The sequence below is a fragment of the Glaciimonas immobilis genome, from assembly GCF_011947285.1.
Classification (GTDB): domain Bacteria; phylum Pseudomonadota; class Gammaproteobacteria; order Burkholderiales; family Burkholderiaceae_D; genus Glaciimonas; species Glaciimonas immobilis.
On record NZ_JAAOZT010000023.1, the window covers coordinates 1 to 21,651 of the forward strand.

General features: G+C 50.9%; 17 protein-coding genes. 7 read left to right on the forward strand and 10 right to left on the reverse strand.

The genetic code is table 11. The annotated features are described in order from the left end of the window. Positions 1-986 precede the first annotated feature (986 nt). The 4 genes from pgm (at position 987) to HAV38_RS21330 (ending at position 9,009) form a co-directional block, all read left to right on the forward strand. Positions 987-2,633 (forward strand): phosphoglucomutase (alpha-D-glucose-1,6-bisphosphate-dependent), encoded by a 1,647-nt coding sequence (gene pgm / locus HAV38_RS21315; RefSeq protein ID WP_168057415.1) that lies wholly within the window; start codon positions 987-989, stop codon positions 2,631-2,633. A gap of 201 nt (positions 2,634-2,834) precedes the next feature. Then, positions 2,835-3,971 (forward strand): extracellular catalytic domain type 1 short-chain-length polyhydroxyalkanoate depolymerase, encoded by a 1,137-nt coding sequence (locus HAV38_RS21320; protein ID WP_245182505.1) that lies wholly within the window; start codon positions 2,835-2,837, stop codon positions 3,969-3,971. Positions 3,972-4,303: 332 nt separating this feature from the next. Continuing rightward, positions 4,304-8,350: a Pls/PosA family non-ribosomal peptide synthetase gene (locus HAV38_RS21325; protein WP_168057416.1), complete on the forward strand. Its 4,047-nt coding sequence runs from the start codon at positions 4,304-4,306 to the stop codon at positions 8,348-8,350. Positions 8,351-8,373: 23 nt separating this feature from the next. Further along, positions 8,374-9,009, forward strand: coding sequence for a 4'-phosphopantetheinyl transferase family protein (locus HAV38_RS21330; RefSeq protein ID WP_168057417.1), 636 nt, complete (start codon positions 8,374-8,376; stop codon positions 9,007-9,009). 50 nt (positions 9,010-9,059) lie between these two features. Here HAV38_RS21330 and arfB read toward each other — a convergent pair whose 3' ends face one another. Further along, positions 9,060-9,497 (reverse strand): alternative ribosome rescue aminoacyl-tRNA hydrolase ArfB, encoded by a 438-nt coding sequence (arfB, locus tag HAV38_RS21335; RefSeq protein WP_209216846.1) that lies wholly within the window; start codon positions 9,495-9,497, stop codon positions 9,060-9,062. Positions 9,498-9,612: 115 nt separating this feature from the next. On the opposite strand from arfB, the gene HAV38_RS21340 reads away from it, so the two are divergent. Then, the gene (locus tag HAV38_RS21340; protein WP_168057418.1) at positions 9,613-10,209 is read left to right on the forward strand and encodes a YceI family protein; all 597 of its coding nucleotides are present in this window, start codon (positions 9,613-9,615) and stop codon (positions 10,207-10,209) included. Between the two features lie 68 nt (positions 10,210-10,277). Here the strand turns inward: HAV38_RS21340 and HAV38_RS21345 are convergent, their stop codons facing one another. Beyond that, a complete protein-coding gene (locus tag HAV38_RS21345) occupies positions 10,278-11,432 on the reverse strand; it encodes an SLC13 family permease (RefSeq protein ID WP_168057419.1) in 1,155 nt (384 codons plus the stop codon). Between the two features lie 254 nt (positions 11,433-11,686). Beyond that, positions 11,687-12,094 (reverse strand): keratin, encoded by a 408-nt coding sequence (locus tag HAV38_RS21350; RefSeq protein ID WP_168057420.1) that lies wholly within the window; start codon positions 12,092-12,094, stop codon positions 11,687-11,689. Between the two features lie 359 nt (positions 12,095-12,453). Here HAV38_RS21350 and HAV38_RS21355 point away from each other — a divergent pair, with 359 nt between their 5' ends. Then, positions 12,454-13,200, forward strand: a complete 747-nt coding sequence (locus HAV38_RS21355; protein ID WP_168057421.1) for a helix-turn-helix domain-containing protein — start codon at positions 12,454-12,456, stop codon at positions 13,198-13,200. Positions 13,201-13,212: 12 nt separating this feature from the next. On the opposite strand, the gene HAV38_RS21360 is transcribed toward HAV38_RS21355, so the two are convergent. The 3 genes from HAV38_RS21360 to HAV38_RS21370 form a co-directional block, all read right to left on the reverse strand. Further along, positions 13,213-14,787, reverse strand: coding sequence for a CYTH and CHAD domain-containing protein (locus tag HAV38_RS21360; RefSeq protein WP_209216847.1), 1,575 nt, complete (start codon positions 14,785-14,787; stop codon positions 13,213-13,215). Between the two features lie 264 nt (positions 14,788-15,051). After that, positions 15,052-15,372 carry a chaperone modulator CbpM gene (locus tag HAV38_RS21365; protein WP_245182506.1) on the reverse strand — a complete coding sequence of 107 codons (321 nt, stop codon included), beginning with the start codon at positions 15,370-15,372 and terminating at the stop codon, positions 15,052-15,054. Continuing rightward, positions 15,372-16,313 carry a DnaJ C-terminal domain-containing protein gene (locus tag HAV38_RS21370; RefSeq protein WP_168057423.1) on the reverse strand — a complete coding sequence of 314 codons (942 nt, stop codon included), beginning with the start codon at positions 16,311-16,313 and terminating at the stop codon, positions 15,372-15,374. The genes HAV38_RS21365 and HAV38_RS21370 overlap by 1 nt, the downstream gene beginning before the upstream one ends. A gap of 1,095 nt (positions 16,314-17,408) precedes the next feature. Between HAV38_RS21370 and cls the strand changes: the two genes are divergently transcribed. Then, positions 17,409-18,830, forward strand: a complete 1,422-nt coding sequence (gene cls, locus HAV38_RS21375; protein WP_168057425.1) for a cardiolipin synthase — start codon at positions 17,409-17,411, stop codon at positions 18,828-18,830. A gap of 61 nt (positions 18,831-18,891) precedes the next feature. On the opposite strand, the gene HAV38_RS22030 is transcribed toward cls, so the two are convergent. The 4 genes from HAV38_RS22030 to HAV38_RS21395 form a co-directional block, all read right to left on the reverse strand. Next, positions 18,892-19,110: a hypothetical protein gene (locus tag HAV38_RS22030; protein WP_168057427.1), complete on the reverse strand. Its 219-nt coding sequence runs from the start codon at positions 19,108-19,110 to the stop codon at positions 18,892-18,894. 101 nt (positions 19,111-19,211) lie between these two features. Further along, positions 19,212-20,348, reverse strand: a complete 1,137-nt coding sequence (locus HAV38_RS21385; RefSeq protein WP_168057429.1) for a methyltransferase — start codon at positions 20,346-20,348, stop codon at positions 19,212-19,214. Between the two features lie 137 nt (positions 20,349-20,485). Continuing rightward, positions 20,486-21,220: an rRNA pseudouridine synthase gene (locus HAV38_RS21390; RefSeq protein WP_168057431.1), complete on the reverse strand. Its 735-nt coding sequence runs from the start codon at positions 21,218-21,220 to the stop codon at positions 20,486-20,488. Between the two features lie 135 nt (positions 21,221-21,355). Continuing rightward, on the reverse strand, positions 21,356-21,601 hold the full coding sequence (locus HAV38_RS21395) for a hypothetical protein (RefSeq protein WP_168057445.1): 246 nt from the start codon (positions 21,599-21,601) through the stop codon (positions 21,356-21,358). Positions 21,602-21,651: the final 50 nt, after the last annotated feature.

Here is a 21,651-nt window from a genome sequence, read left to right on the forward strand (position 1 = left end):
CGTTCAATCTGAGCCAGGATCAAACTCTTCAGTTTAATCTCTGTTTTGTGGCATTGCTGCCTGGCTGAACTTTTAACAGTTCTGCCATCGCTCACTCAAAATACTGACAGGCTATCTTTCTGATTTAACTCAGTCTAATATCCTATTTTCTTCTTTTGTGAACATTTAATGTTTTAAGTTATACGCCAACGACCGAAGTCGTTGCCGCTGCACTTTCATTAAACGCCCACACTTATCGGCTGTTAATTGTTAAAGAACCTGATTCTGTTTGGCGTCACACCGGAGTGTTCGCAGCACCGACAAAGCGTTTTGTTTGTCAGCAACAGAGAGATGAGATTATGTAGCATTTTACGTTTTTGGTCAACTTCTTTTTAAATCATTTCAACAACAATTTAAAACCAAATTAACGCTGACTACCTGCGTAAAACACCGCATTTACCACCTCGTTTCCGCCTCTAATTTCGCTCTCCACATCGCTTACGTTGTGTTGTTTATTTCGCGTCGTTTTCAACAGAGGCCGAACTATAGCAAGGCAGTTCACCAATGGCAAGCGGTTTTTTAAATAAAGTTTTATAGGATCATTCAAGCGCTCAAGACTCGCCCATCCATTTATATACTTTACCGCCACCCCTCCAATAAGACCAGGTACGATAACGGCATCTGGGACTAATCATTAGAGCGATAAAAGTCGGCATCACGAAACCATTGAACTCCTTCAGAAGGTGCGCGGTCTATTATCAACATAGCAGTTATAACTGCCGCGGTGAGTAGGAACACTCAAGCACAACACTTTCATCACGCAGTTGTTTAAAGCTGTACCTCACCTTGTGCAGAGTACCCAGCTACTTATCGCAGTTCAGCGTCAGTGCAAGATTCAGATTCCGATTTTACGACACAACCTTAATATCAGCTGATTATTAACCCCAATTCAACTCACCCTAAAAAGCGTGATGGTCTAGACAATCAACTTTCTAAGGAGTCACGCGATGAACATCAATCCTCTCGCTGGAAAACTGCCCCCACAGGATACTTTGGTTAACATACCGAAACTTGTTACTGCGTATTATAGTAATCGTCCAGACGTTAATATAGCGGCCCAACAGGTCAGCTTCGGGACTTCCGGGCACAGAGGCTCGTCGTTTCAGAATACGTTTAACGAGTGGCATCTGCTTGCTATTACACAATCTATCTGCGAGTACCGAAAAAGGCAAAATATCTCCGGCCCGCTATTCCTTGGGATTGATACCCATGCGCTATCGATACCGGCGGCGGCAAGTGCGTTAGAGGTATTGGCGGCAAATGGGGTGGACGTGATGCTCGCACAGGATGACGAATACACCCCGACACCGGTAATTTCTCACGCAATACTTGCCTATAATCGTGGCCGAACCACGGGTTTAGCCGATGGCATCGTTGTCACACCCTCCCATAATCCGCCCGACAATGGCGGGATCAAATACAACCTGCCAAACGGTGGTCCCGCTGACACCAGCATTACCGACTGGATTCAAGCGGCGGCAAATAATTTTATAAGAAAGGGATTACATGACGTGCGCCGGGTGCCTTTCGAAAAAGCCCTGCTAGCGCCCACAACACATCGTTACGATTATTTAAGCAATTATGTATACGACCTTGGTAATGTCATTGAAATGGAAGTTATTAAAAGCGCTGATATCCATCCCGGGGTCGATCCGCTTGGAGGAGCCGGGGTTCGCTATTGGGAGCGGATTGCCAACCGTTATCATATTGACTTGACCGTAGTCAGTAACACGATCGACCCGACATTCGGTTTTATGACACTCGACCGGGACGGGAAGATTCGCATGGATCCATCGTCACCGTACGCAATGCAACGTCTGATAGATTTAAAAAACCAGTTTGACGTCGCGTTCGGTTGCGATACTGATCATGATCGGCACGGCATAGTGACGCGGAGCAGCGGATTGATGCCCTCAAATCATTATTTAACAGTTGCCATTGATTATTTATTCCGTCATCGTCCTCACTGGCGTCACGAAGCAAGCGTAGGCAAAACCGTCGTCAGCAGTCAAATGATAGACCGCGTTTGCGCACGTTTGGGGCGAAAATTAGTAGAGATGCCGGTTGGTTTTAAATGGTTCGTAGACGGTCTTTTCGACGGCTCTATGGGATTTGGCGGCGAAGAAAGCGCTGGTGCAGCCTTTTTACGTTTGGATGGATCAGTCTGGACCACCGATAAAGATGGCATCACGGCAGCACTGTTAGCGGCAGAGATGACCGCACGGACGGGCAACGATCCCGCGCAAGCGTATCAAAAATTGACTGAAACCTTAGGCGCGCCCATTGCTAACCGCCTGGAAGCACCTGCCACGCGGGCACAAAAGGCCGCGTTGTCAGCACTCTCGCCTGAACAAATCAGTTCCACGGAGTTGGCGGGAGAAAAAATCACCGGCGTTTTGACGCGAGCGCCAGGCAATAACGCCGCAATCGGTGGCCTGAAAGTTTGCACCAAAAATGGCTGGTTTGCGGCTAGGCCATCCGGCACAGAAGAAATCTATAAAATTTATGCAGAAAGCTTTATCGACGATGCCCACCTGGAGTTAATTATCAAGGAGGCGCAGGTCATCGTCGACAGCGCTATGAGGACCCGCTAAAAATGAAATCCTGATAACTTTTGATTAAAAGGTGATGAACACTGAAATAATTTAGCACGAACTGACCTTTAGCAGGTTGGTACGCGCACCGCCATCGATGCCCGTGTTGTTTTTAAAAACAACCGTCAATAGCGCGACAATTGCGGACGTAACGCAAATCGCATTAAACTAAAAACTCTTTTATTAGTTCAGTCGTCGCATATGTTAAAAGCTCTTAGTCGATTATGGTGGCGTGGCGTCAAAAAAATAAACAAGGCGCAACAAACTCAGAACAAGAAGCTGGTTAAACAGCTTCTTGCCACCCCCGCGCCGACCAAACGTAAGTTGGTAAAATCGCCGGCAAAGAAAGTGCCCCCGGCTTCTCTGCGCGTCCAAAAAAAGACAGCCGACATTCAGTCACAACCGTTACCCGGTCGATGGTTGCCGTTTTATCACCTGTCAATAAAGGAAGGTACGGCGACACGGCGACGAATGCAATACTGGCTTTATTTACCATCGGTCGCTGCGAGCTCGCCATCCCCGCTTCCGCTGGTTGTGATGCTACATGGCTGTAACCAAAATGTAGACGACTTTGTACGCGGCACCCGCATGAACCAGCTAGCTGAGACCAAAGGATTTGCGGTACTTTATCCACAGCAATCTGCTAGCGCTCACTTAAAACGTTGTTGGAACTGGTACAACCGGGATACTCAGGCGGGCGGTGGTGACGCCAGACGCATTGCTGCAATCATCAATGTAGTGAGTGATGCCTACCCTATCGATAAAACCCGCGTCTATATTGCCGGTCTATCTGCCGGGGCGACAATGGCGTCCATTGTCGCCCTCAACTATCCCCATTTGATCACCGCCGTCGGCATCCATTCTGGGACCGTGTTCGGCGCGGGACACTCTATCATCGGCGCATATGGTGTGATGCAACGAGGATCCATCAAGAATTTTCCTGCAGCCATTAACGCTATCGTACAAAAATATCCCTTATTCCCCACGATGCCGGCCATGCTGATTCATGGCCTGAGTGACACCGTTGTGCGGCCCGTCAACGCAAAACAACTAACCCAACAATTTATAGCGCTAAATAAAGTGACGGATGCATCCCAGGTAGCCGTCACTACCAAAAGCGCTAGCGCAGCTAACAGCAGCAATCCACAAAACTCGTACAGGATGGAGGAATATTACGCTGGAGGAAAATTAGTGATTAAAGTCTGTGAAATCACGGCCTTGGGACACGCGTGGAGCGGCGGAGACGGCACGGTCAACTACAACGCCTGCGAGGGGCCCGATGCGACACACATGTTATGGGAATTTTTTAAAAGGCAACAGCGGATCGCGGTACCGTAACTTACGGCAAATGATATTTGCGAACCGCCTTTGCTAATCAGGCGGTAAATCTTTATAAAACACAACATCCTTACTTTCTATTCGCCAAACTATTGCCTATCATTAATAAATAACGCTGTTTGTTGATAGGCGCTCACCGGCCTAAGTGTGCACGTTCTGGTTATCGCTAAGCTATATCACTGCCCAGATATGGGCGATTTATTTATTCAGGTTGTCGATGTTTGTTGATGGTTTGTTGCTGAATTGACGCAAATACCGCGATATTGCGTTGCCGACCACGTTTGGGGATTGCCCGCATGTTAACATCTTTGCTTTGACCCGCACCACCCTTCATGACCTTATCCTCGCTCGCTCGTATTGCCAAAATAGTAGCCGTTGCTCACCCCGACATCTTGCTAGGCCCCGACCGGCCAGAACTCATACGCAACGAGGTTCTCGCAGACCTTCTTGAGGATACCGCGAGGCGCGTGCCCCACCAGATCGCCCTTATTTTTGGTGAGCACAGCGTTACCTATCTTGAACTCAACCTCGCAGCCGACCGCGCCGCCTCGGGCCTCATTAAGGCCGGGATAAAACCCGGCCAAATCGTCGGCCTGTGGCTACCGCGCGGTATCGATCTGTTGATTATGCAAGCGGCAATCGCCAAAGCAGGTGCCGCCTGGCTGCCGCTCGATGCTGACACGCCGGTCGAGCGCATAGCAGTCTGCCTCGAAGATGCAAACGCGCCGGGAATCGTTACCTGCGCCCTCTTTTCGTCCCACCTTCAAAATCTCGGACGCAGTATCTGGACTGCTGAAAATTTACTCGCGTCCTCCGAGACGCCGACAAAAAGACGCTCCGGCCTCCTGAGTACCCATCCAGCTTACGTGATCTATACCTCAGGCTCGACCGGTAAGCCAAAGGGTATCGAAATCACACAAGGCGGCATCTGCCACTTTCTGCGTAGTGAAAATGCCGTGCTCGGCATCCGTGGCTCGGACCGCGTCTACCAGGGATTTTCTGTCGCCTTCGACATGTCTTTTGAAGAAATATGGATCAGTTATCTGGTTGGCGCTACGTTATGGATCGCGCCGAAAGAACTTGCCTCAGATCCAGAAGCGCTGCCCATCGCGCTCACCGCCGCCGAGGTGACCGTGTTGCATGCCGTGCCGACACTGCTCGCGTTATTCAATCAGGCGATTCCCAGTTTGCGCCTGATTAATCTGGGCGGAGAAATGTGCCCGGAGGCGCTGGTCAATCGCTGGGCCAAACCCAACCTCCAAATCTTTAATACCTACGGACCGACGGAGGCGACCGTATCCGCCAGTTTGGCTGCGTTGCGCGCACATGAACCCGTGACCATCGGTTCGCCATTACCAAACTATGGCATGTTGATCATCAATCCGGCCATAGAAACCGGTTTGGTGCTGCTACCGCGCGGTGACACCGGCGAACTGTGTATTACAGGACCCGGCGTTGCTGCTGGCTATCTGGGCCGCCCCGATTTGACCGCTGAAAAATTTTTAATCAATCCATGGTCATTGGGCGACCATGATGGTCGTTTATACCGCACAGGCGATCTGGCCCGGATTGACGTTGATGGCCGTGTTCAGTGTCTTGGTCGCACCGACGATCAAGTCAAGATCCGTGGCTTTAGAGTGGAACTAGGCGAAATCGAGGCAGTATTGGCACGCCAACCTGGTGTCGGCACCGTCGCGGTCATACTGCGCAATGACGACGGGATTGATCAACTAATCGCTTTTATTGTGCCTGAAAATGGGACTACGATTGTTATCGGTACCCTCCGCGCTGAGCTTGGCAAACACCTCCCACCCTACATGGTGCCGGGATATTTCGAACTAATGCGCGAGATGCCGCGACTAACGTCGGGCAAAATTGACCGTAAAGCGCTTAAAATACAACCGCTGACCATCATAGACACCGGGTCCGCAGGTGCCGGTTCCGATATGCCGCACACGCCTGCGGAAGAAGCCCTGTTCGGTGCGCTGACTAAGTTGTTCCCAGGTCAGGCTATTCGTCGTAATGCCGATTTCTTTAGCGATCTTGGCGGACACTCCTTATTTGCAGCGCGACTGGCCTCCGCTTTGCGCGCCGATCCGCGCTTTGCTCATATCACAGTGCGAGATATTTATACGAACCGGCTAATCGGCAAGATCGCAGAGACACTTTCAACCGAGCACGACTTCGATAATGCTGTCGATACCACCTGGATTGCCCCCTCATCTTTAAAGCGCTGGACCTGCGGCGCGGCGCAAGCGGCAGCAGTTCCATGGTTGGTGGCAATGCGCATGATGCAATGGCTTGCCCCATTTTTTACGTATCACTTCTTTACCGGCGATCCCGGCGACTCCATCCTCCGCGCAGTGGCCATGTCGGTCGGCGTGTTCTTGCTCGCAACATTTTTTGAGTTCGGTATCGCCATTGCAGCCAAATGGCTCATTCTGGGACGACTCAAGCCCGGGCGCTACCCGCTCTGGGGGATGACCTATTATCGCTGGTGGCTCACTGACCGTCTGATCGAAGCCGCGCCGACCTATTTGCTCAGTGGTTCGTCCATCTACACTTGGTGGTTAAGAGCGTTGGGTGCCCGCATCGGTTCGGAAGTCCTGATTGGCTCGATCATGTTGCGCGTGCACGATTTACTAACCATTGAGGACGGTGCGACAGTAGGCAATGCCGTCAACTTCGAAAATGCGCGCGTAGAACATGGTGAATTGCACATCGGCGTCATCTCAATTGGGCGTGAAGCCAATGTCGGATCTTACGTTGTAATGGAAGGCAATACGCGCATCGGAGAGTTCGGCCACTTAGAAGGCCAGTCAGCCCTCAGCGATGGTCAAGCGGTGCCTGCTAATCGGGTATGGGGCGGATCTCCGGCACAAGATATGGGTGGCTTTGATAAGCAATCCAACCCACCGCGACCAGCGGTGACGCGTGCACGTCAGGTCGGTGAATCGCTATTTTTTCTGGCGGGTGCCCTGCTGATAACTACCCTGTTTTTCATGCCAGTGTTTCCTAGTTTTATTTTGATCGACTGGCTGGATAATTACGACCGCTTTCCCTGGTTACAAAGCAGTCAGTTAAGTTTCCAGTTGTCCAAATATTTTGTCATGGCGTTTCCCGCCACGGCAGTACTCATCATCTGTACGGCATTATTGTCGGCGGGCATACGCTGGAGTATTTTGCCCCGACTGACCGCCGGTAGCTGGCCAGTGCGGAGTAACAAATATTGCAGCAAATGGCTGGTCAATCAGATCCAGGAGTCCAGCCTGAGCGTGTTACACGGCGTCTATGCCACCGTGTACGCTCCGCTCTGGTATCGTCTACTCGGTGCCAAGGTTGGACGTGGTGCCGAAATTTCGACCGCGCTAGGCGTCGTTCCGGACATGCTGACACTCGGCGAAGAAACTTTTATTGCCGACGCTGTTCTATTGGGCGATGAGCAGATTGATGGCGGCTGGATGCGGATGCAACCGACTATCATCTCGCGCCGGAGCTTTGTCGGCAATGGTGCCTATATCCCCGACGGCACCATCTTGCCCGAAAACGTACTGATCGGCGTTCACTCGCGCGCACCGGCAAACAACAAAATGCAGAACGGCGATACCTGGCTGGGATCACCGCCCATCAACCTTCCCGCGCGCGAGGAAGTGAGCGGCTTCCCTGAGCATTTAACTTTCCGGCCATCGAAACGACGTCGGCTTGGTCGCGGCCTGGTCGAAGCTTTCCGTATCGTATCGCCCCACGCCATCGTCATTGCTGTCGGCTATACGCTGGTATTAAATTTAATGCCGCTGGCCGGTGCCGGTTTGTGGGGTAAAGTCATCTGGCTACTGACCTTATCGGGTCTGATGTATGGTATCGGTACATTCTTGTGGATCGTCTGCATCAAGTGGTTATTCCTCAAGCGCTATCGTAAATGTAGCGTCCCAATGTGGACGCCATTTGTCTGGTTGTCGGAAGCAGTAACCAATCTGTATGAAGGAATTGCGGTACCCAATCTGCTCAATTATCTGCGCGGCACGCCTTGGTTACCGCTGGCTTTCAACATGCTGGGATGCAAAATAGGCCGTGGCGTATATCTCAACACGACAGACATCACCGAATTTGACTGCGTCAGCATCGGCGACTACAGTGAGCTTAACGCCCTCGCCTGTCCACAAACCCACTTATTCGAAGACCGCGTCATGAAGGTGGATCATGTCACCATCGGTAAGCGGGTCTATATGGGACCACGCAGCGCGGTCCTGTACAGCGCAATTGTTGGTGACAATGCCAAGCTTGGGGCCTTAACCTTAGTCATGAAAGGTGAACAAATTCCTGCCGCTACAAGCTGGCGCGGATGCCCGGCTGCACCGGAACAAAAGGTCTCCAAATGAACCGGCTAGGTCAGGTGTAACGCATGCCGGAATCAGGATCGGCGGCGTCAATACCTGTGCTTGCATGGCCGCAATCTGCTGGCGATTTACTGTTAGATTGTAGTAATAAAGCCAGCGACGCCGGCAAACAGCGGTCAGAACTAATTGTCCTTAGCATCGTGACACCTGTAACAACACTACGCGACGTCGCCCGCGAGCGTGTGCGGTTGGCGATCCGGCAAGCGCTGGGCATTTTGCTGGACAGGTCTCCAGCGTCTATACCGATCATTTCGAATCCCGGCCAACCCGTTTTTGTGACGCTGACCCAGCCAGAAATAGGACTATCAATCAGTCATCAACCAGGATTATCGCTTGCCGCAATACGCTTGGGGGGCAGCATTGGGATTGACATAATGCGACCAGAAGCCATGCCGGACTGGGAACAGATCGCCCAAGAATATCTCGGTGACCAGGCTTACCGACGCCTTATCCGGCAGCCTAAAGCGCAACAAGTTGTGGCGTTTGCGCACGAATGGACGCGCTATGAAGCCAGTCTCAAATGTCTCGGCCTTGCCATAAGCGAGTGGCATCGCGCCCCGCAAGCTGCCCTGCTCGGTTGTCGCGTGTCTGCATTAATTTTGCCCGATGGTTTGGTCGGTGCCCTTGCAACCCCTTCCTGAATGTCGCCGTCCCTAACCGGGCTGGCGCAGAAATGCCGACCTGCTGCTACTCACACCACCACCTTGCCACGCATCGCCTTGTCCTGACCGCGTCGCGTTTTTCTTTCAACGCGTTTAAGTTGCGAAGAATAACTTGGTTTGGTAGGCCTGCGCCGCTTCGGCACCACGGTCACCGACAACAATAGCGCTTGCAAACGCTGCAAGGCATCCATCCTGTTTTGTTCCTGACTGCGTGATTGTTGCGCCTTCAGGATGACGACGCCATCTTTAGTAATCCTCTGATCCTGCAACGCCAACAATTTTTCTTTATAGATAGCAGGCAGAGACGAGGCATTAATATCAAAGCGCAGATGGATAGCTGAAGACACCTTATTCACATTTTGACCGCCCGGTCCTTGGGCCCGGACACCAGTCATTTCTATTTCGGCAAGGGGAATATATAAGCCTTCGGCAATTTGAAGCAGATTCTGGTCGTTAGGAGGGGACATTTGGCCTATTATAAAGCGGCTGCCTGACACCGTGTAATTTCAGCCATCAAACATTACAATTCAACAATAACGCCTGATCAGAAATCGGATTCCATTAAAGCAAAGGAACATCCTGATGCCCCCCAGATTGGTCAACATTAACAGTCTTTTTTTCCTGCTGATTGCGCTAACGTTCAGTGCGGTCAGTGTAGCGGCCAGCGCGGCGGAGCATTACACAATTGATCCGGAGCATACTTTCGTTTCATTCGAATATAGCCACTGGGGCTTATCGATGCAGCGCAATCGCTTTGACAGGAGCGCAGGGTATATTGCGCTAGATCAGCCGAGCGGTCCCGGAGAAATAATGATCGAAATTGACGCGGCCTCCGTCAACACTGGCACTGAATTATTCAATAAAATATTACGTGCCAGTGATTTTTTTGATGCCGAAAAATACCCAAAGATTCGCTTTACCTCTTCGCACCTGTTCTTCGATGGCGATAATTTGAAGCAGGTAGAGGGAGAACTCACCATCAAGGATGTTACCCGCACAGTGTCGTTAGAGGTAACTAGTTTTAATTGCCGCTTTATGGTGCTATACGGCAAGCGCGCTTGTGGCGCCAACGGCTTTGTAAAAATCCTGCGTAGCGACTATCATCTGGGGCGTTTTGTGCCCTTCGTCAGCGACGAGGTGACGCTGCACATCGTGGTTGAAGCGATCAAGGACTATTGAAAGCGAGGCCCAGCCACTGTTTAAAAATTAATGCGCAAAATTAACGCATAAAACCCATAAGCGGCACGCTAACCTACGAACAGCCAAACATACACCAAGCCAGCTGCGATGAGCAAAAACGGAATCGAATACGCGTGAAAGGTAATCCACGCACGTTTGTCCGGGGTCATCCGCAAGGCGATGATGTTAGCCAGCGAACCCAGCATAAATCCGAACCCACCGACGTTGACGGCATAAGCAATCAAACGCCAGTCACGGCTATATTCCGCCAGCAATATCGCCGCCGGGACGTTGCTAATAAGCTGCGAGGCCACGATACCCGCGAAATAAAGCCGTTCTGGATGCGCCAATCCCACAGCCTCGGCCCATACATGCACCAGCGGCAGTTGCGCCACCAGCCGTAAATCGACAAACATCAAAATGAACACCAGCAGCAACGCCCAGTCAATCCGCGCGACCACCGTGCGATGCACGATCAAATAGATTCCGATTACAACCAAGACGGCAGGAATCGCGAAATGCAGGTCGGTGAACACCAAAAATGGCACATACAATATCAACGACAAGAATAGCAATTTTTTGTTAACTAACGATTTTGCCCGATCTTTTTCCACAGCAAGTTTCACACCCGGGAAAGCGACCAACGTGAGAAGGACTAAGGGAATCATAAGGATGCTCACCATCGGTAACATGGCGAGAACATAACGCTCAAAAGACAAATGGGAAAGCTGCCAGAGAAACAGGTTTTGCGGATTTCCAATCGGAGTTAGGGCCGAACCGGCATTGGCTGCCAGCGCTTCAAAAATTATCAGGCGCGTGAGCGGTAACTTTATCGTCGTACGCAAGCTCAGCGTCAACGGCACCATCACAAACAGTCCAACGTCATTGGTTAATAGCATCGACAGTAGCGCAGTAGCGAGCACCAAAAAGACCGCTAACGCGCGTTCCGTCGGCATCAGCGCTGTCAACTGCGCGCCTAAATGCGATAAATAACCACTTAACTCCACACCCTTGGTCAGTGCGAGTAATCCTGCGAGCGTGGCAATCGTCGGCCAATCGACCAACCCTGGATATTCTGCGATTTTATTTGGCGCAAAAGCTGTCAGCAAGACGAACAGACTAAACAAAATCCAAAAAAAGTAATCAGACCGTAACGTGGCAAAAAAGGACGGAATGGCAGCTGGCGCAGATACCGCGCTGTTTGATTCGATAGTGCTCGTCATTATGAAAATAGTTATTAAAGTAGTTGGCCCGCATTGCGCATAAGTGGTCGATCCCGAAAATGTTCCATCATGCGAACGTACGACCACCAACCTTAACCCAGTGTATCAGGGCGCGGTCACAATCATAGCCTCTATCTCTTCCTTATATACAACATACACAACGCGCAACTATCCTTTGGACATCACCAGAGTAATTTTTTTCTCAAAAAAATCGTTCGCCAATTTCACTGTCTATTACTGTCTATTACTGTCTATTACTGTTTATTACTGTCTACTGCAGCGCGCAACTTTTTGATTGAAGCCTCCAGGACATTTTTCCCGTCTTGCCATTTACTCATCTTCCTATTTTTCAAATCGGTCCATTGATTGTCGATATCGCGCAAATTTCGCCGATAACCGCGCACTAATAGTTCCAGCCGTGCCTTGGTCTCAGAGGCAGATCTTTTTGCTTTTGCGTTCAGAGCCTCAATGTCATTTCTCAAGTCGGCAATCTGCTGACGCGTCGATCGTAGATATGTTTCCCGCTGTACGTCCGTTCCAAACATTTTTTGTCCGGAATCGGGCGTGGATTGTGCGCTCGCGTGGAGAGAGAAAAAGGGTAGCGCCCCGATAAACAACAAGACAACTACGCGTGATTTAACTAAGTTGGTGTAGCGTGTCATATACACTCCCATGATGTCCCGCCGGTTTATCCGTGCGACTCACATTGCCAACGTTGCGGGCGATACCTTTAAGGTCGGGCCCCCTACAACAATCACGATTGCCCTGGTTTTAGTCATTAAGCGAATCGTCAAATTTACTGAGACCAATACCGCATTGATATGTTTCGCGCATTCTGAAAATTGAGTTGCAGTACGGCGAATGTCAATTACAATCGTAACAATAAAGACAACATTTTTACTTGATACACATCAAATTCTTCCGTTACAATTATAAAAAAAACAATACACATTGTTCGTTACTCCGTTTGAAATACCACACGCCGTCCTCGTCTCTTTTATTTTTTTATGGAGTAATTAAGATGGGCAATACCACGCCGTTTACCTCCCCGCTGCCCGCATTTGTCGCGAAGGTTTCGTCCCACTGCGGGACGTGTAACCTGCGGGATTTATGCCTGCCGATAGGACTCACCGATGCCGAACTGGACAAGCTAGATCAAATAGTCAAACACCGCAAACGGATACCTCGTGATGGTGCCCTTTATCGAATGAATGATCCCTTCGTCAACCTGTACGCTATCCGCGTCGGGCACTTCAAGACTTTTCAAGTCAACGCTAACGGCGCGCACCATATATCCGGTTTTCAGATGACAGGGCAATTATTGGGTATGGAGGCAATCAGTGCCTATCGGCATCAATGCAACGCGGTGGCGTTGGAGGATAGCGAAGTTTGCGAGGTGCCATTTACGGATCTGGAGAGGCTGCTAAAGGACGTCCCAGTCATGCTGCATCAATTTCATAGAATGATGAGCCATGAGATTGCTCAGGATCGCCACGCCATGCTGCAACTAGGAAACCTGCGCGCAGAACAAAGATTTGCAGCGTTCCTACTCAATTTGTCTGTCCGATATAAAAATCGAGGCTACTCCGCTACCAATTTTCAGCTTCGCATGTCACGAGAAGAAATCGCAAATTTCCTCGGATTAACGAACGAGACAATCAGCCGATTGCTATCGCAATTTAAAAAAATAGGCTGGATAAAAGTCAATAACCGAGAAATTGAGTTATTGAATCTCTTGACGCTGCAAACATTGGTAGAGGGAAAATAGCCTTTGATCGAATTAAAAAGGCTGCTTCACCTGTTTAAATTTTTTCCATTGCTTATCAAGTTTTTGTAATTTTTTTTTGTTATGCGCGGCTAGGTATCCGCTTACATATCCGCTCACCGTCGCCAGATCGGGCTTGCCGTCGGCACATTGTTGCAACAACTCTTGCGCCACACGCGCGTCATTCAAATAGCCCAACGTATTCTGTAAAGCACTGAGGGCGTCGCTATACGGTGCGACCTTTTTGTCCGGATAAAGCGCGTAAAAAAACGCTAAACCGTAACGCATCTTTTTGGCTGCAATGCGTAGTTGATGACGTTCCGCGGGACCGAGACCGGACAAACCTTTGCCACGTTCCCGCAACTTTTCCTGATAATGTTCTAGCTTGACGGTAGCAAATTTACGTAACGACTCATTGCCGTCTTTTAATAGTGATGACTGCGGTGAACCACTACCTACCTCTGTTAGCGCACCGTGGATGTAAGCGCCCAAAGTTAATAACATGCGTGCATAGCGCGATGAATGGATCGCTTTGATCGCATTCTTCTTGCCCACATGCGCAAAATCGGTCGCCTTTTTCTGCAAGGGAATGAACGGCTGGATACCTTCGCAGACCTGCGCCACAGCATCCAGAGTCGGCCCGGCAAATACATCCCAATCGCGCGCCGTACCCAATTGATGCCCCAGCCATTTACATTCGCCCCTCAAAAAATCAGAAGCAGGCATATACTCACTAAAAATCGCCAGCGCTGAGTTCAGTCGACGTGCGCCGATACGCATTTGATGTACGTTCTCTGTGTCGGCACCATATTCAAGCCCTGCTTCGTTCCCCTGAATCTGCGCCAGGCAATTTTCAATAATGGCCCGCAAGCCCTGATTGATAGTCTTTGCATCCGATAAATTACATGCGTTTGCTTTTGAGATCATAAATGGTTGCGGTGCATACAACCGATAGCCGCGCTCGGCCTTACTCATATTACCAACCCGCAGTGCTATTGTCTCTTGCAGCGCCAGAGCAAAAGTGAACAGATTGCCGGCCTTGCCTGATTTAAGCTCTAGTTCAATTTCACTAATTGACGTAGTGGACGGAACGCCCGACATATTGCCAGCGCTGTCAACCTCGCCAGATACAATTTCGCCTTGGTCCAGCGCTAGTTCAACTTCGTCGCCCTCGGGCAAGCGCAGCAACCATATGCTACGCTGAAACCGGGTCGTAAATAGCGGGATCAGTGGTTCCGACATTGCTGCGCTATTGAGCATCTTTGCCCATTTGGAGGCAGGTTCCACCATCAATCGTAAGGCAGCAATATCGGGCGTCAGTTGCGTGACCTCGGATTCCCATTCGTTGCGCTGATGCAACCCGCTATCCACGCGGCCACCCGCCTTCAGCGTCTGAATCAACTTCCCCTCGACCTGCCTTACCCGCAGGCCCGCATGACGATGCATCAGGTAACCATCTGGCGTATCAAAATAAGTGCTGACAAGCTCTTGCTTGTACGGCTTGGCGAGCGACAATTTTTTTAAAAGGGAATGCCGGCGAAAGGCAGTTACGGCGCCCGGCGCGATGAGAAGCTTCAATTCGATTTCCATCACAACCTCAATTTTTTTGACGACACGACTATTTTATTATTAAAGTGATTTAAATAGCATTTATATAGCACCGATTTTCTGTAGCTATAAGTGCCAAAGGAAGAGGCTGCGTTTGACTCACACAATACATCCTGAGCGTCACGGAATCTTCATGGTTGAATAGCCACATTCACAAGCGTCAAAATTTTGACCCAGTACCAGCGTTTCTACTTGTTCTTCGAGGCTTCGCGTCCATGATGGTCAGCCGGGATTGTTGGCAAACCATCATTGCGGCAGTTTGGCCTGTGCATTATTGAGCTGTGCCTCAAGATCACGAATCCGTCTTAACAGATTTAACGCAACCGCCATCCCGCGTCCATCAAGTTCAAAATCGTCCCTCAGGCGGCGCGCGGTTCTGGCGATGACAATGTAATGGGTCTGATAAAGATTGTTTTCTGCGTCCACGCTGGTGGGCGCAATTTCGCCCATTTCCACCAAGTCCTCTAGTTCGGCTCGCGTTAGACCGGAGAATTCAGCTAATTGCTCCAGCGAGCAAAGACCTGCATCGTTCAACCACACCGCTTCCACAATATGGGGTCGCATCATTAACCTCCTATATTAAAATGCGCGCGCGGATTGAAAGTCGACTCGGTCGCAAGCTGTTTGAATAATGCCTGCTCGGCCGGTGTCGATGATTTCGGCACCTCAATCCGTACTACGGCAAATAAATGTCCGTGCTCTCCGTTGGCCGCTGGCAAGCCACGTCGGGCAAGGCGGAACTGTCGATTTGCGGCAGTAGAAGGCGGGATTTTCAGCTCAACCATTCCCCCCAGAGTTGGCACCTGAACGGTCGCACCCAGTACCGCCTCCCAGGGGGCCAGCGGCAAATCGATAAACAGATCTTTTTCGCTTACCCGATAGAAAGGGTGCGGGATCACTACCATGATGACATACAGGTCGCCATTTTTACCGCCGTTACTGCCTTGGCCACCCTTGCCCGGTAAACGCAGGCGTTGCCCGTCTTCTGCCCCTTTTGGTACTTTTACCCGAAAAGTACGCGGCACACGATGTATCAGGCCTTGCTGATCGTACTCTGGCAGGTTCAGGTTCACGTCGATCTCGCCACCCGCATATATCTGCTCAAGTGTGATGGGTGCCTTGACCTCATAATCCTGCCCATGGGACGGACGACGTTGCCGCGGTTGTCCCCCCGCATGGCGGGATGCGGCAAACGCGGCCAGGATATCTGCCATATCGACATCGCTGAACCCACCATTGGAATCGTTGAATGCTTGCTGCCAATCTTGCGGCGGCTGGACATTTTCTCCTTGCTTATGCCGTCCCAACGTATCATAGGCGTCGCGCTTCTCCTGATCTTTTAGGGTGGCGTAAGCTTCGGCAATCTCCTTGAATTTCTCCTCACCTTTTGGATCTTTCGAGATATCGGGGTGATATTTATGTGCCAATTTGCGATATGCCTGTTTAATCTCGGCGGCAGTGGCATTTCTATCGACACCGAGGGCACTGTAGTAATCTTTGAATTTCATATTCGCGCCCAAAATAAATTTTATCGGCGGACATATTGAATATTCCCAATCCAACTGCCACGACCAAACTGTTTCTACGCTCAATCTTACTGCATACAAGGCGGGCTGTATGCAGGACCAGAACGAGACCGAATCAACTCGACTGCTTATGCCCTTTTATCTCCCAATGGGTGAGCGCCGCGTGCAACAACGCGTTGCAGGGAAAATTTTGCGCAAAAGACTGGGTAATTAGTTAAATGATGGCACCGTCGTAATGCCGTTCACTTACGCAGGTTTTCGTAGAACGCGAGTGTCATAGCGCTGTGGTTTTGCCTTAACGGCCCGTTCGAATTCTTGATCGGGCCGTTCGTCATTGAGAAGGCTAACGAGCCTTTCACGTAGATGCTTCATGGAAGCAGGAAGCGTGCGTAGGATCTGGTGACGCCGGCCAAGTGAAGCGCGATCTGGATCAAATGGAAAGTGCGGATGAAGCTGACTTCCGTGGGTTCGCATTTGACGGCTAAAGCTGCCTTGGCAATCTCCAGGCGGATCAGGTTGTAGGCGATCAGGGTGCCCCTATTTCCTGATAGACGCCGTCCACGGTTTTTGAACGCAAGGTGAGCGTGGTCCCAGCATTTGTCTGCTTGAGTTCACGGTAACTTGTTTCGATGCCCAGCACCGCGCGTAGTAGTTCGTAATATCGAGAGGTTTGTAGCGGCGTTGGTCGCGTAGCGAACTGAACAGAACACGTTTGCGCCCCTGCGGATCGACGACGACAATGGCACGCGCCTGTGGCGACATACGCATACGGACTGTGAAGTCGTCGCCATCGTCATCGCCCTCAATCACTTCCCAGTGGGTATTCGATTTAGCGGGAATGATGAAGAGGCGTTTACAAGGAAAAAATAAAAATGCCGTCCGGTCTTAACTGAACGGCATTTGGGCACCGTCGTCTCTTATAATATTTCGTTGATTGCCGACAAAAAATACTTGCACTGGAAGTACAAACAATAATATTTCTGATTGCGTATAACAGCCACGCAGTACTACAGCCAAAATTCATGTATTTTTATACGTTCTATCGTTTTTATCAAACATAATTCGGAGAAAACCTGAATGCAATATGTGCCACTTGAATTAGTATCTGCCGCAGTACTTCTCTTGCATATCGCGGGCGTCGTTGCCGCCGCGCATGCGTTGATGCACACCCGCACTTCCCAAGGCGCGGTTGCCTGGGTATTTGGTCTCGTGCTCCTGCCTTATTTCACACTATTGCCTTATTTGTTCTTAGGTAGCAAACATTTCACCGGTTATGTGGAGTTGCACCACTCCCGCATGGCACGCAGGCGTAGATTGGACGACCCTGAGCAAATCGCGTTGACCGCGCAATTCCCACCCCATCCGGCCGCTCAACGTTACGCCGCCATCAGCGCGATGCTCGGTGTACCTTTTCTCAGCGGTCATCAGATGGCGCTGTTGATCAATGGCGAAGCAACTTTCAAGGCAATTTTTGCCGCCATCGCCGCCGCCGAACATTATGTGCTGGTGCAATTTTTTATCATCAAGGACGATCCGCTCGGTCGTCGCCTGCAGGCGGCGTTGATGGAACGGGCACGGGCAGGTGTGAAGGTCTATTTGCTCTACGATGGCGTAGGATGTCATGACTTACCAGGCAGCTATTGCAATGATTTGCGCGCAAGCGGCGTTCAGGTGCATCCGTTCGCCTCACGCCGCTGGCGCAACCGTTTCCAGCTTAATTTTCGTAATCATCGCAAGGTGGTGGTGGTGGATGGCTGGCGTGGCTTTGTTGGCGGTTTGAATGTTGGCGAAGAATATCTGGGTAACAAACCCCCTTTGTCCCCATGGCGCGACACCCATATGGCATTGCAAGGTCCGGCGGTCAGTGATCTGCAATTGGCGTTTGATGAAAACTGGCACTGGATCACCGGTCAACAGCTGCCATTATTACCGCCACGCGTGACTGACGGTCAGGCCACCAGCCTGATTGCCGCTACCGGCCCAGCGGACGCGCAAGAAACCTGTTCATTATTTTTCATCCAGCTGATAAACGCGGCGCAAAAGCGCATATGGCTTACAACCCCTTATTTAGTCCCCGATTCCGCGCTGATCGCGGCGATGCAACTAGCGGTTTTTCGCGGCGTGGACGTGCGGATACTGCTGCCGTCGCGGCCCGATCATCGCACCGTATTCCTGGCATCGACGCTTTACGCGCATGAAGCCGTGCGCGCAGGAATACGTGTGTTTCGTTATAAGCCCGGATTTACCCATCAAAAGGTGATGTTGATCGACGATGACACTACCGTAATCGGTAGCATGAATCTGGATAACCGCTCGCTTCGCCTTAATTTTGAAATCGCCGCATTAACGATCGATACGGCCTTCGCCACCGAAGTAGAAGCGATGCTGCGGGATGATTTCACATTAACCAAAGAAATCGAACTACAGGATTACATCCACACGCCTTACCTGACGCGGGTACTCATGCACGTCGCACGATTGTTTGGTCCTGTGCTGTAAATCACAATACAGCAAGCACCTGCCTGTCGGCGGCGGTGCTACACCGATGATGCACGGCGATTTAATGGTGATGATGTGACCAGTCGCCAGTCGGAGATGCCAGATACGATTCTACCGCGTCCTTTTGGCCGGTTGCATGACGTTTTAGTTCGCCACATTTACAGATGCCCTGATAAGGCTGAATATGCGAGCAAGCTGATACTTTTTGCAAGAATACCTGCACTGGTTTAGTACATTTTTCGCATTTGAAGGTAAGTGTGCGAGAAGGTTTATTGGCCATATTTAGCGCTTGCTTTCTATCGTCGTCATTTCTTCTTCGACATTTATAAGTGGTTGATTCTGTTGTATTCTTGACGTTTCCACTGCAGATGAACAGCAACTTTAACGTACTGAAAGACGCCAGAGCGATGTTACTTCCGCTGCGCGTGCCGCGTATAGCGGATCGGACGCATCGGCAGCTTTTGGATGATGCGGCTTAATGTCCATGCGGCCCACGACACTTAAACCGGCTTCCTCGATATAGCCCAGCAGCGAGGCGCGCGAGCGCAGGGTTAAGTGCTCGGCCAGATCGGAGAGTATTAACCAGCCTTCTCCGCCCGGCGCAAGATGTGCCGCCAATCCGTTCAGAAACCCTTTCAGCATCCTGCTTTCCGGATCATAAACTGCGTATTCGATAGGCGAACTCGGCCGAGCCGGTAGCCAGGGCGGATTACATACGATCAACGCGGCCCGTCCTGGCGGGAATAAATCTGCCTGCACCAGCGCAACTTGCTCCATCAATCCTAATCGCGTCAGGTTTTCTTTTGCGCACGCCAGCGCTCGCGGATCCTGATCGGTCGCCACCACGCGCGTAATCCCCCGACGCGCCAGAACTGCCGCCAAAACTCCGGTACCGGTACCAATATCGAAAGCCACATCAGTGGTCGGCAAAGGTGCTTCTGCGACTAAGCCTACGTACTCGCCGCGCACCGGAGAAAACACGCCGTAATGCGGATGGATGCGGCCCCCTAATGCCGGGATCTCAACCCCTTTCTTGCGCCATTCATGTGCACCCACCAGACCGAGCAACTCCCGTAGCGTTGCGACAAAAGGACCGTCTGCCACGCCGTATGCCTCCGTGCAAGCCTGCTGTACATCCGGCGCACGACGTAGTGGAATAATGTAGTGGTCGTCGAACGGAATCAACACCATGGCCAGTGTGCGCGCACGCTGCGACTGTGCCTGCCGATGAAAATTAAAGATGTCGCCTGGTGCCGTCGCCTGTTTCGGTGGCTTGCGATCAGCCCGACGTGCCAGCGCTTGCAACAACTGACGCGCATTCTGAAAGTCGCCTCGCCACAACATCGCCGTGCCTTCGGACGCGAGTCTGAAAGCTGCATCGGCGGTCATACGGTCGTCCGCGATCACCACACGCTTAGGTGCGGATGCGCCGCTTTCCGAATGCCAGCGCAGCGATGTCGGCGCATCGTTTTCGACCCAGTGAATCAGCGACGGTGGACTAGTAACGGTGTTTGTCATATCTTTGATCGAAGCTGAATTGCCAGTCTCGGCAATCCTATGGTAAAAAAAACATACTTTGGTCGTCATGAATAGAAAGCTTCCGGACACATGGAATTTGGCTATTTATGCAGGAACATTGCAGACACCGACAACCATTAAAACCGCTCGTAACCCAATAAGTATCGCCACTGGCCCGCAGGCAGACCAGCCATCGGCACACGTCCGATCCGAATCCGTTTCATTGCCACCACTTCCAGCCCGACTTTTTCGCACATATGCGCGATCAGGCCACGCGGCGGTGCTTTCAATGGAAAGCGCAGGCGCGTCTCGTTTTGCCAGCTAACCTTTACCGGAGGCAATGGCTTGCCGCTAAACTTTAATCCATGACTGAGCAATTGAAGACCGTACGGGATAATGTCGCCTTGCACTTCGACGATATATTCCTGCTCGATCTTGGCAGCATCATCGACTAATTTGCGGGTGATTTTCCAATCCTGCGTGAGCACTACCAGACCGCTAGCCTTGACCTCAATCTGATTAACCACCGTTAAACCAACCAGATGATGCTTAAGAAAGCGCAAGCCTGAACGATCTTCTGGCGCCAAATTAGCGGGTTTCAGAAACTGCAGTATCGGCGACAAATCGGCCGGATCAGATGCAAGATCGATCCCCACCGGCAAATGTAATAAAATGGTGACAGGATCAACCGGCTGAAGAACAGCGTCCGGCAATAACGCAACATGATGCTGCGGCAAGACTCTGAAACCGGCTTCCTCAACGATCTCGCCGTCAACGGTGACCCAGCCGCCTTGAATATATTGTTCTGCCTCGGTGCGGGAGCAAGCGACCAGCTCTGCGAGATGTTTGGCGAGGCGAATGGATTCTGTCATGTTAAACGTAGAAATTAAATGGACGCTGAGGTTGAATTAGCGCGGGTCTTAAGTGTAACTGCAAACAATTGCAGCAATCTTCACCAAATTGTTCAGGCGATGAATAAGGCGATTGCCAATCTTCTATTTACAAGATCATTTACCGGGCGTTTTGGTGCGTCCGTGGAACGCCTCCGGGCGCGACTTATTTTTTTGCTCAAAAATCTTCTTGGCATCCAGCACTGCGTTCTCTTGCGTACGCAACTCAGGGTGGTCATCGTGTAACGTGAAAAAGTCAGCCGCCTGGGCACGCATCACATGCTTGATCGCAGCAGCGTCGATGAGATCGTACTTTTCAGTCAATAGCGTGGTGACTTCATCCAAATATTCTTCGTAGGTCATTGTCATGGTGTTGCTCCAAATTATTCGTATATCTAGACTAAATAGGGCGG

Bases quoted from the DNA above. Each gene is read 5' to 3' on its own strand.
- HAV38_RS21365 (WP_245182506.1), bottom strand. From the start codon at position 15,372: ATGATGCGACCCCATATTGTGGAAGCGGTGTGGTTGAACGATGCAGGT.
- HAV38_RS21385 (WP_168057429.1), bottom strand. From the start codon at position 20,348: ATGACAAACACCGTTACTAGTCCACCGTCGCTGATTCACTGGGTCGAA.
- HAV38_RS21330 (WP_168057417.1), top strand. From the start codon at position 8,374: ATGCCGGAATCAGGATCGGCGGCGTCAATACCTGTGCTTGCATGGCCG.
- pgm (WP_168057415.1), top strand. From the start codon at position 987: ATGAACATCAATCCTCTCGCTGGAAAACTGCCCCCACAGGATACTTTG.
- HAV38_RS21390 (WP_168057431.1), bottom strand. From the start codon at position 21,220: ATGACAGAATCCATTCGCCTCGCCAAACATCTCGCAGAGCTGGTCGCT.
- HAV38_RS21345 (WP_168057419.1), bottom strand. From the start codon at position 11,432: ATGACGAGCACTATCGAATCAAACAGCGCGGTATCTGCGCCAGCTGCC.
- HAV38_RS21320 (WP_245182505.1), top strand. From the start codon at position 2,835: ATGTTAAAAGCTCTTAGTCGATTATGGTGGCGTGGCGTCAAAAAAATA.
- HAV38_RS21370 (WP_168057423.1), bottom strand. From the start codon at position 16,313: ATGAAATTCAAAGATTACTACAGTGCCCTCGGTGTCGATAGAAATGCC.
- HAV38_RS21340 (WP_168057418.1), top strand. From the start codon at position 9,613: ATGCCCCCCAGATTGGTCAACATTAACAGTCTTTTTTTCCTGCTGATT.
- HAV38_RS21350 (WP_168057420.1), bottom strand. From the start codon at position 12,094: ATGACACGCTACACCAACTTAGTTAAATCACGCGTAGTTGTCTTGTTG.
- HAV38_RS21325 (WP_168057416.1), top strand. From the start codon at position 4,304: ATGACCTTATCCTCGCTCGCTCGTATTGCCAAAATAGTAGCCGTTGCT.
- cls (WP_168057425.1), top strand. From the start codon at position 17,409: ATGCAATATGTGCCACTTGAATTAGTATCTGCCGCAGTACTTCTCTTG.
- HAV38_RS21355 (WP_168057421.1), top strand. From the start codon at position 12,454: ATGGGCAATACCACGCCGTTTACCTCCCCGCTGCCCGCATTTGTCGCG.
- HAV38_RS21395 (WP_168057445.1), bottom strand. From the start codon at position 21,601: ATGACCTACGAAGAATATTTGGATGAAGTCACCACGCTATTGACTGAA.
- HAV38_RS21360 (WP_209216847.1), bottom strand. From the start codon at position 14,787: ATGGAAATCGAATTGAAGCTTCTCATCGCGCCGGGCGCCGTAACTGCC.
- arfB (WP_209216846.1), bottom strand. From the start codon at position 9,497: ATGTCCCCTCCTAACGACCAGAATCTGCTTCAAATTGCCGAAGGCTTA.
- HAV38_RS22030 (WP_168057427.1), bottom strand. From the start codon at position 19,110: ATGGCCAATAAACCTTCTCGCACACTTACCTTCAAATGCGAAAAATGT.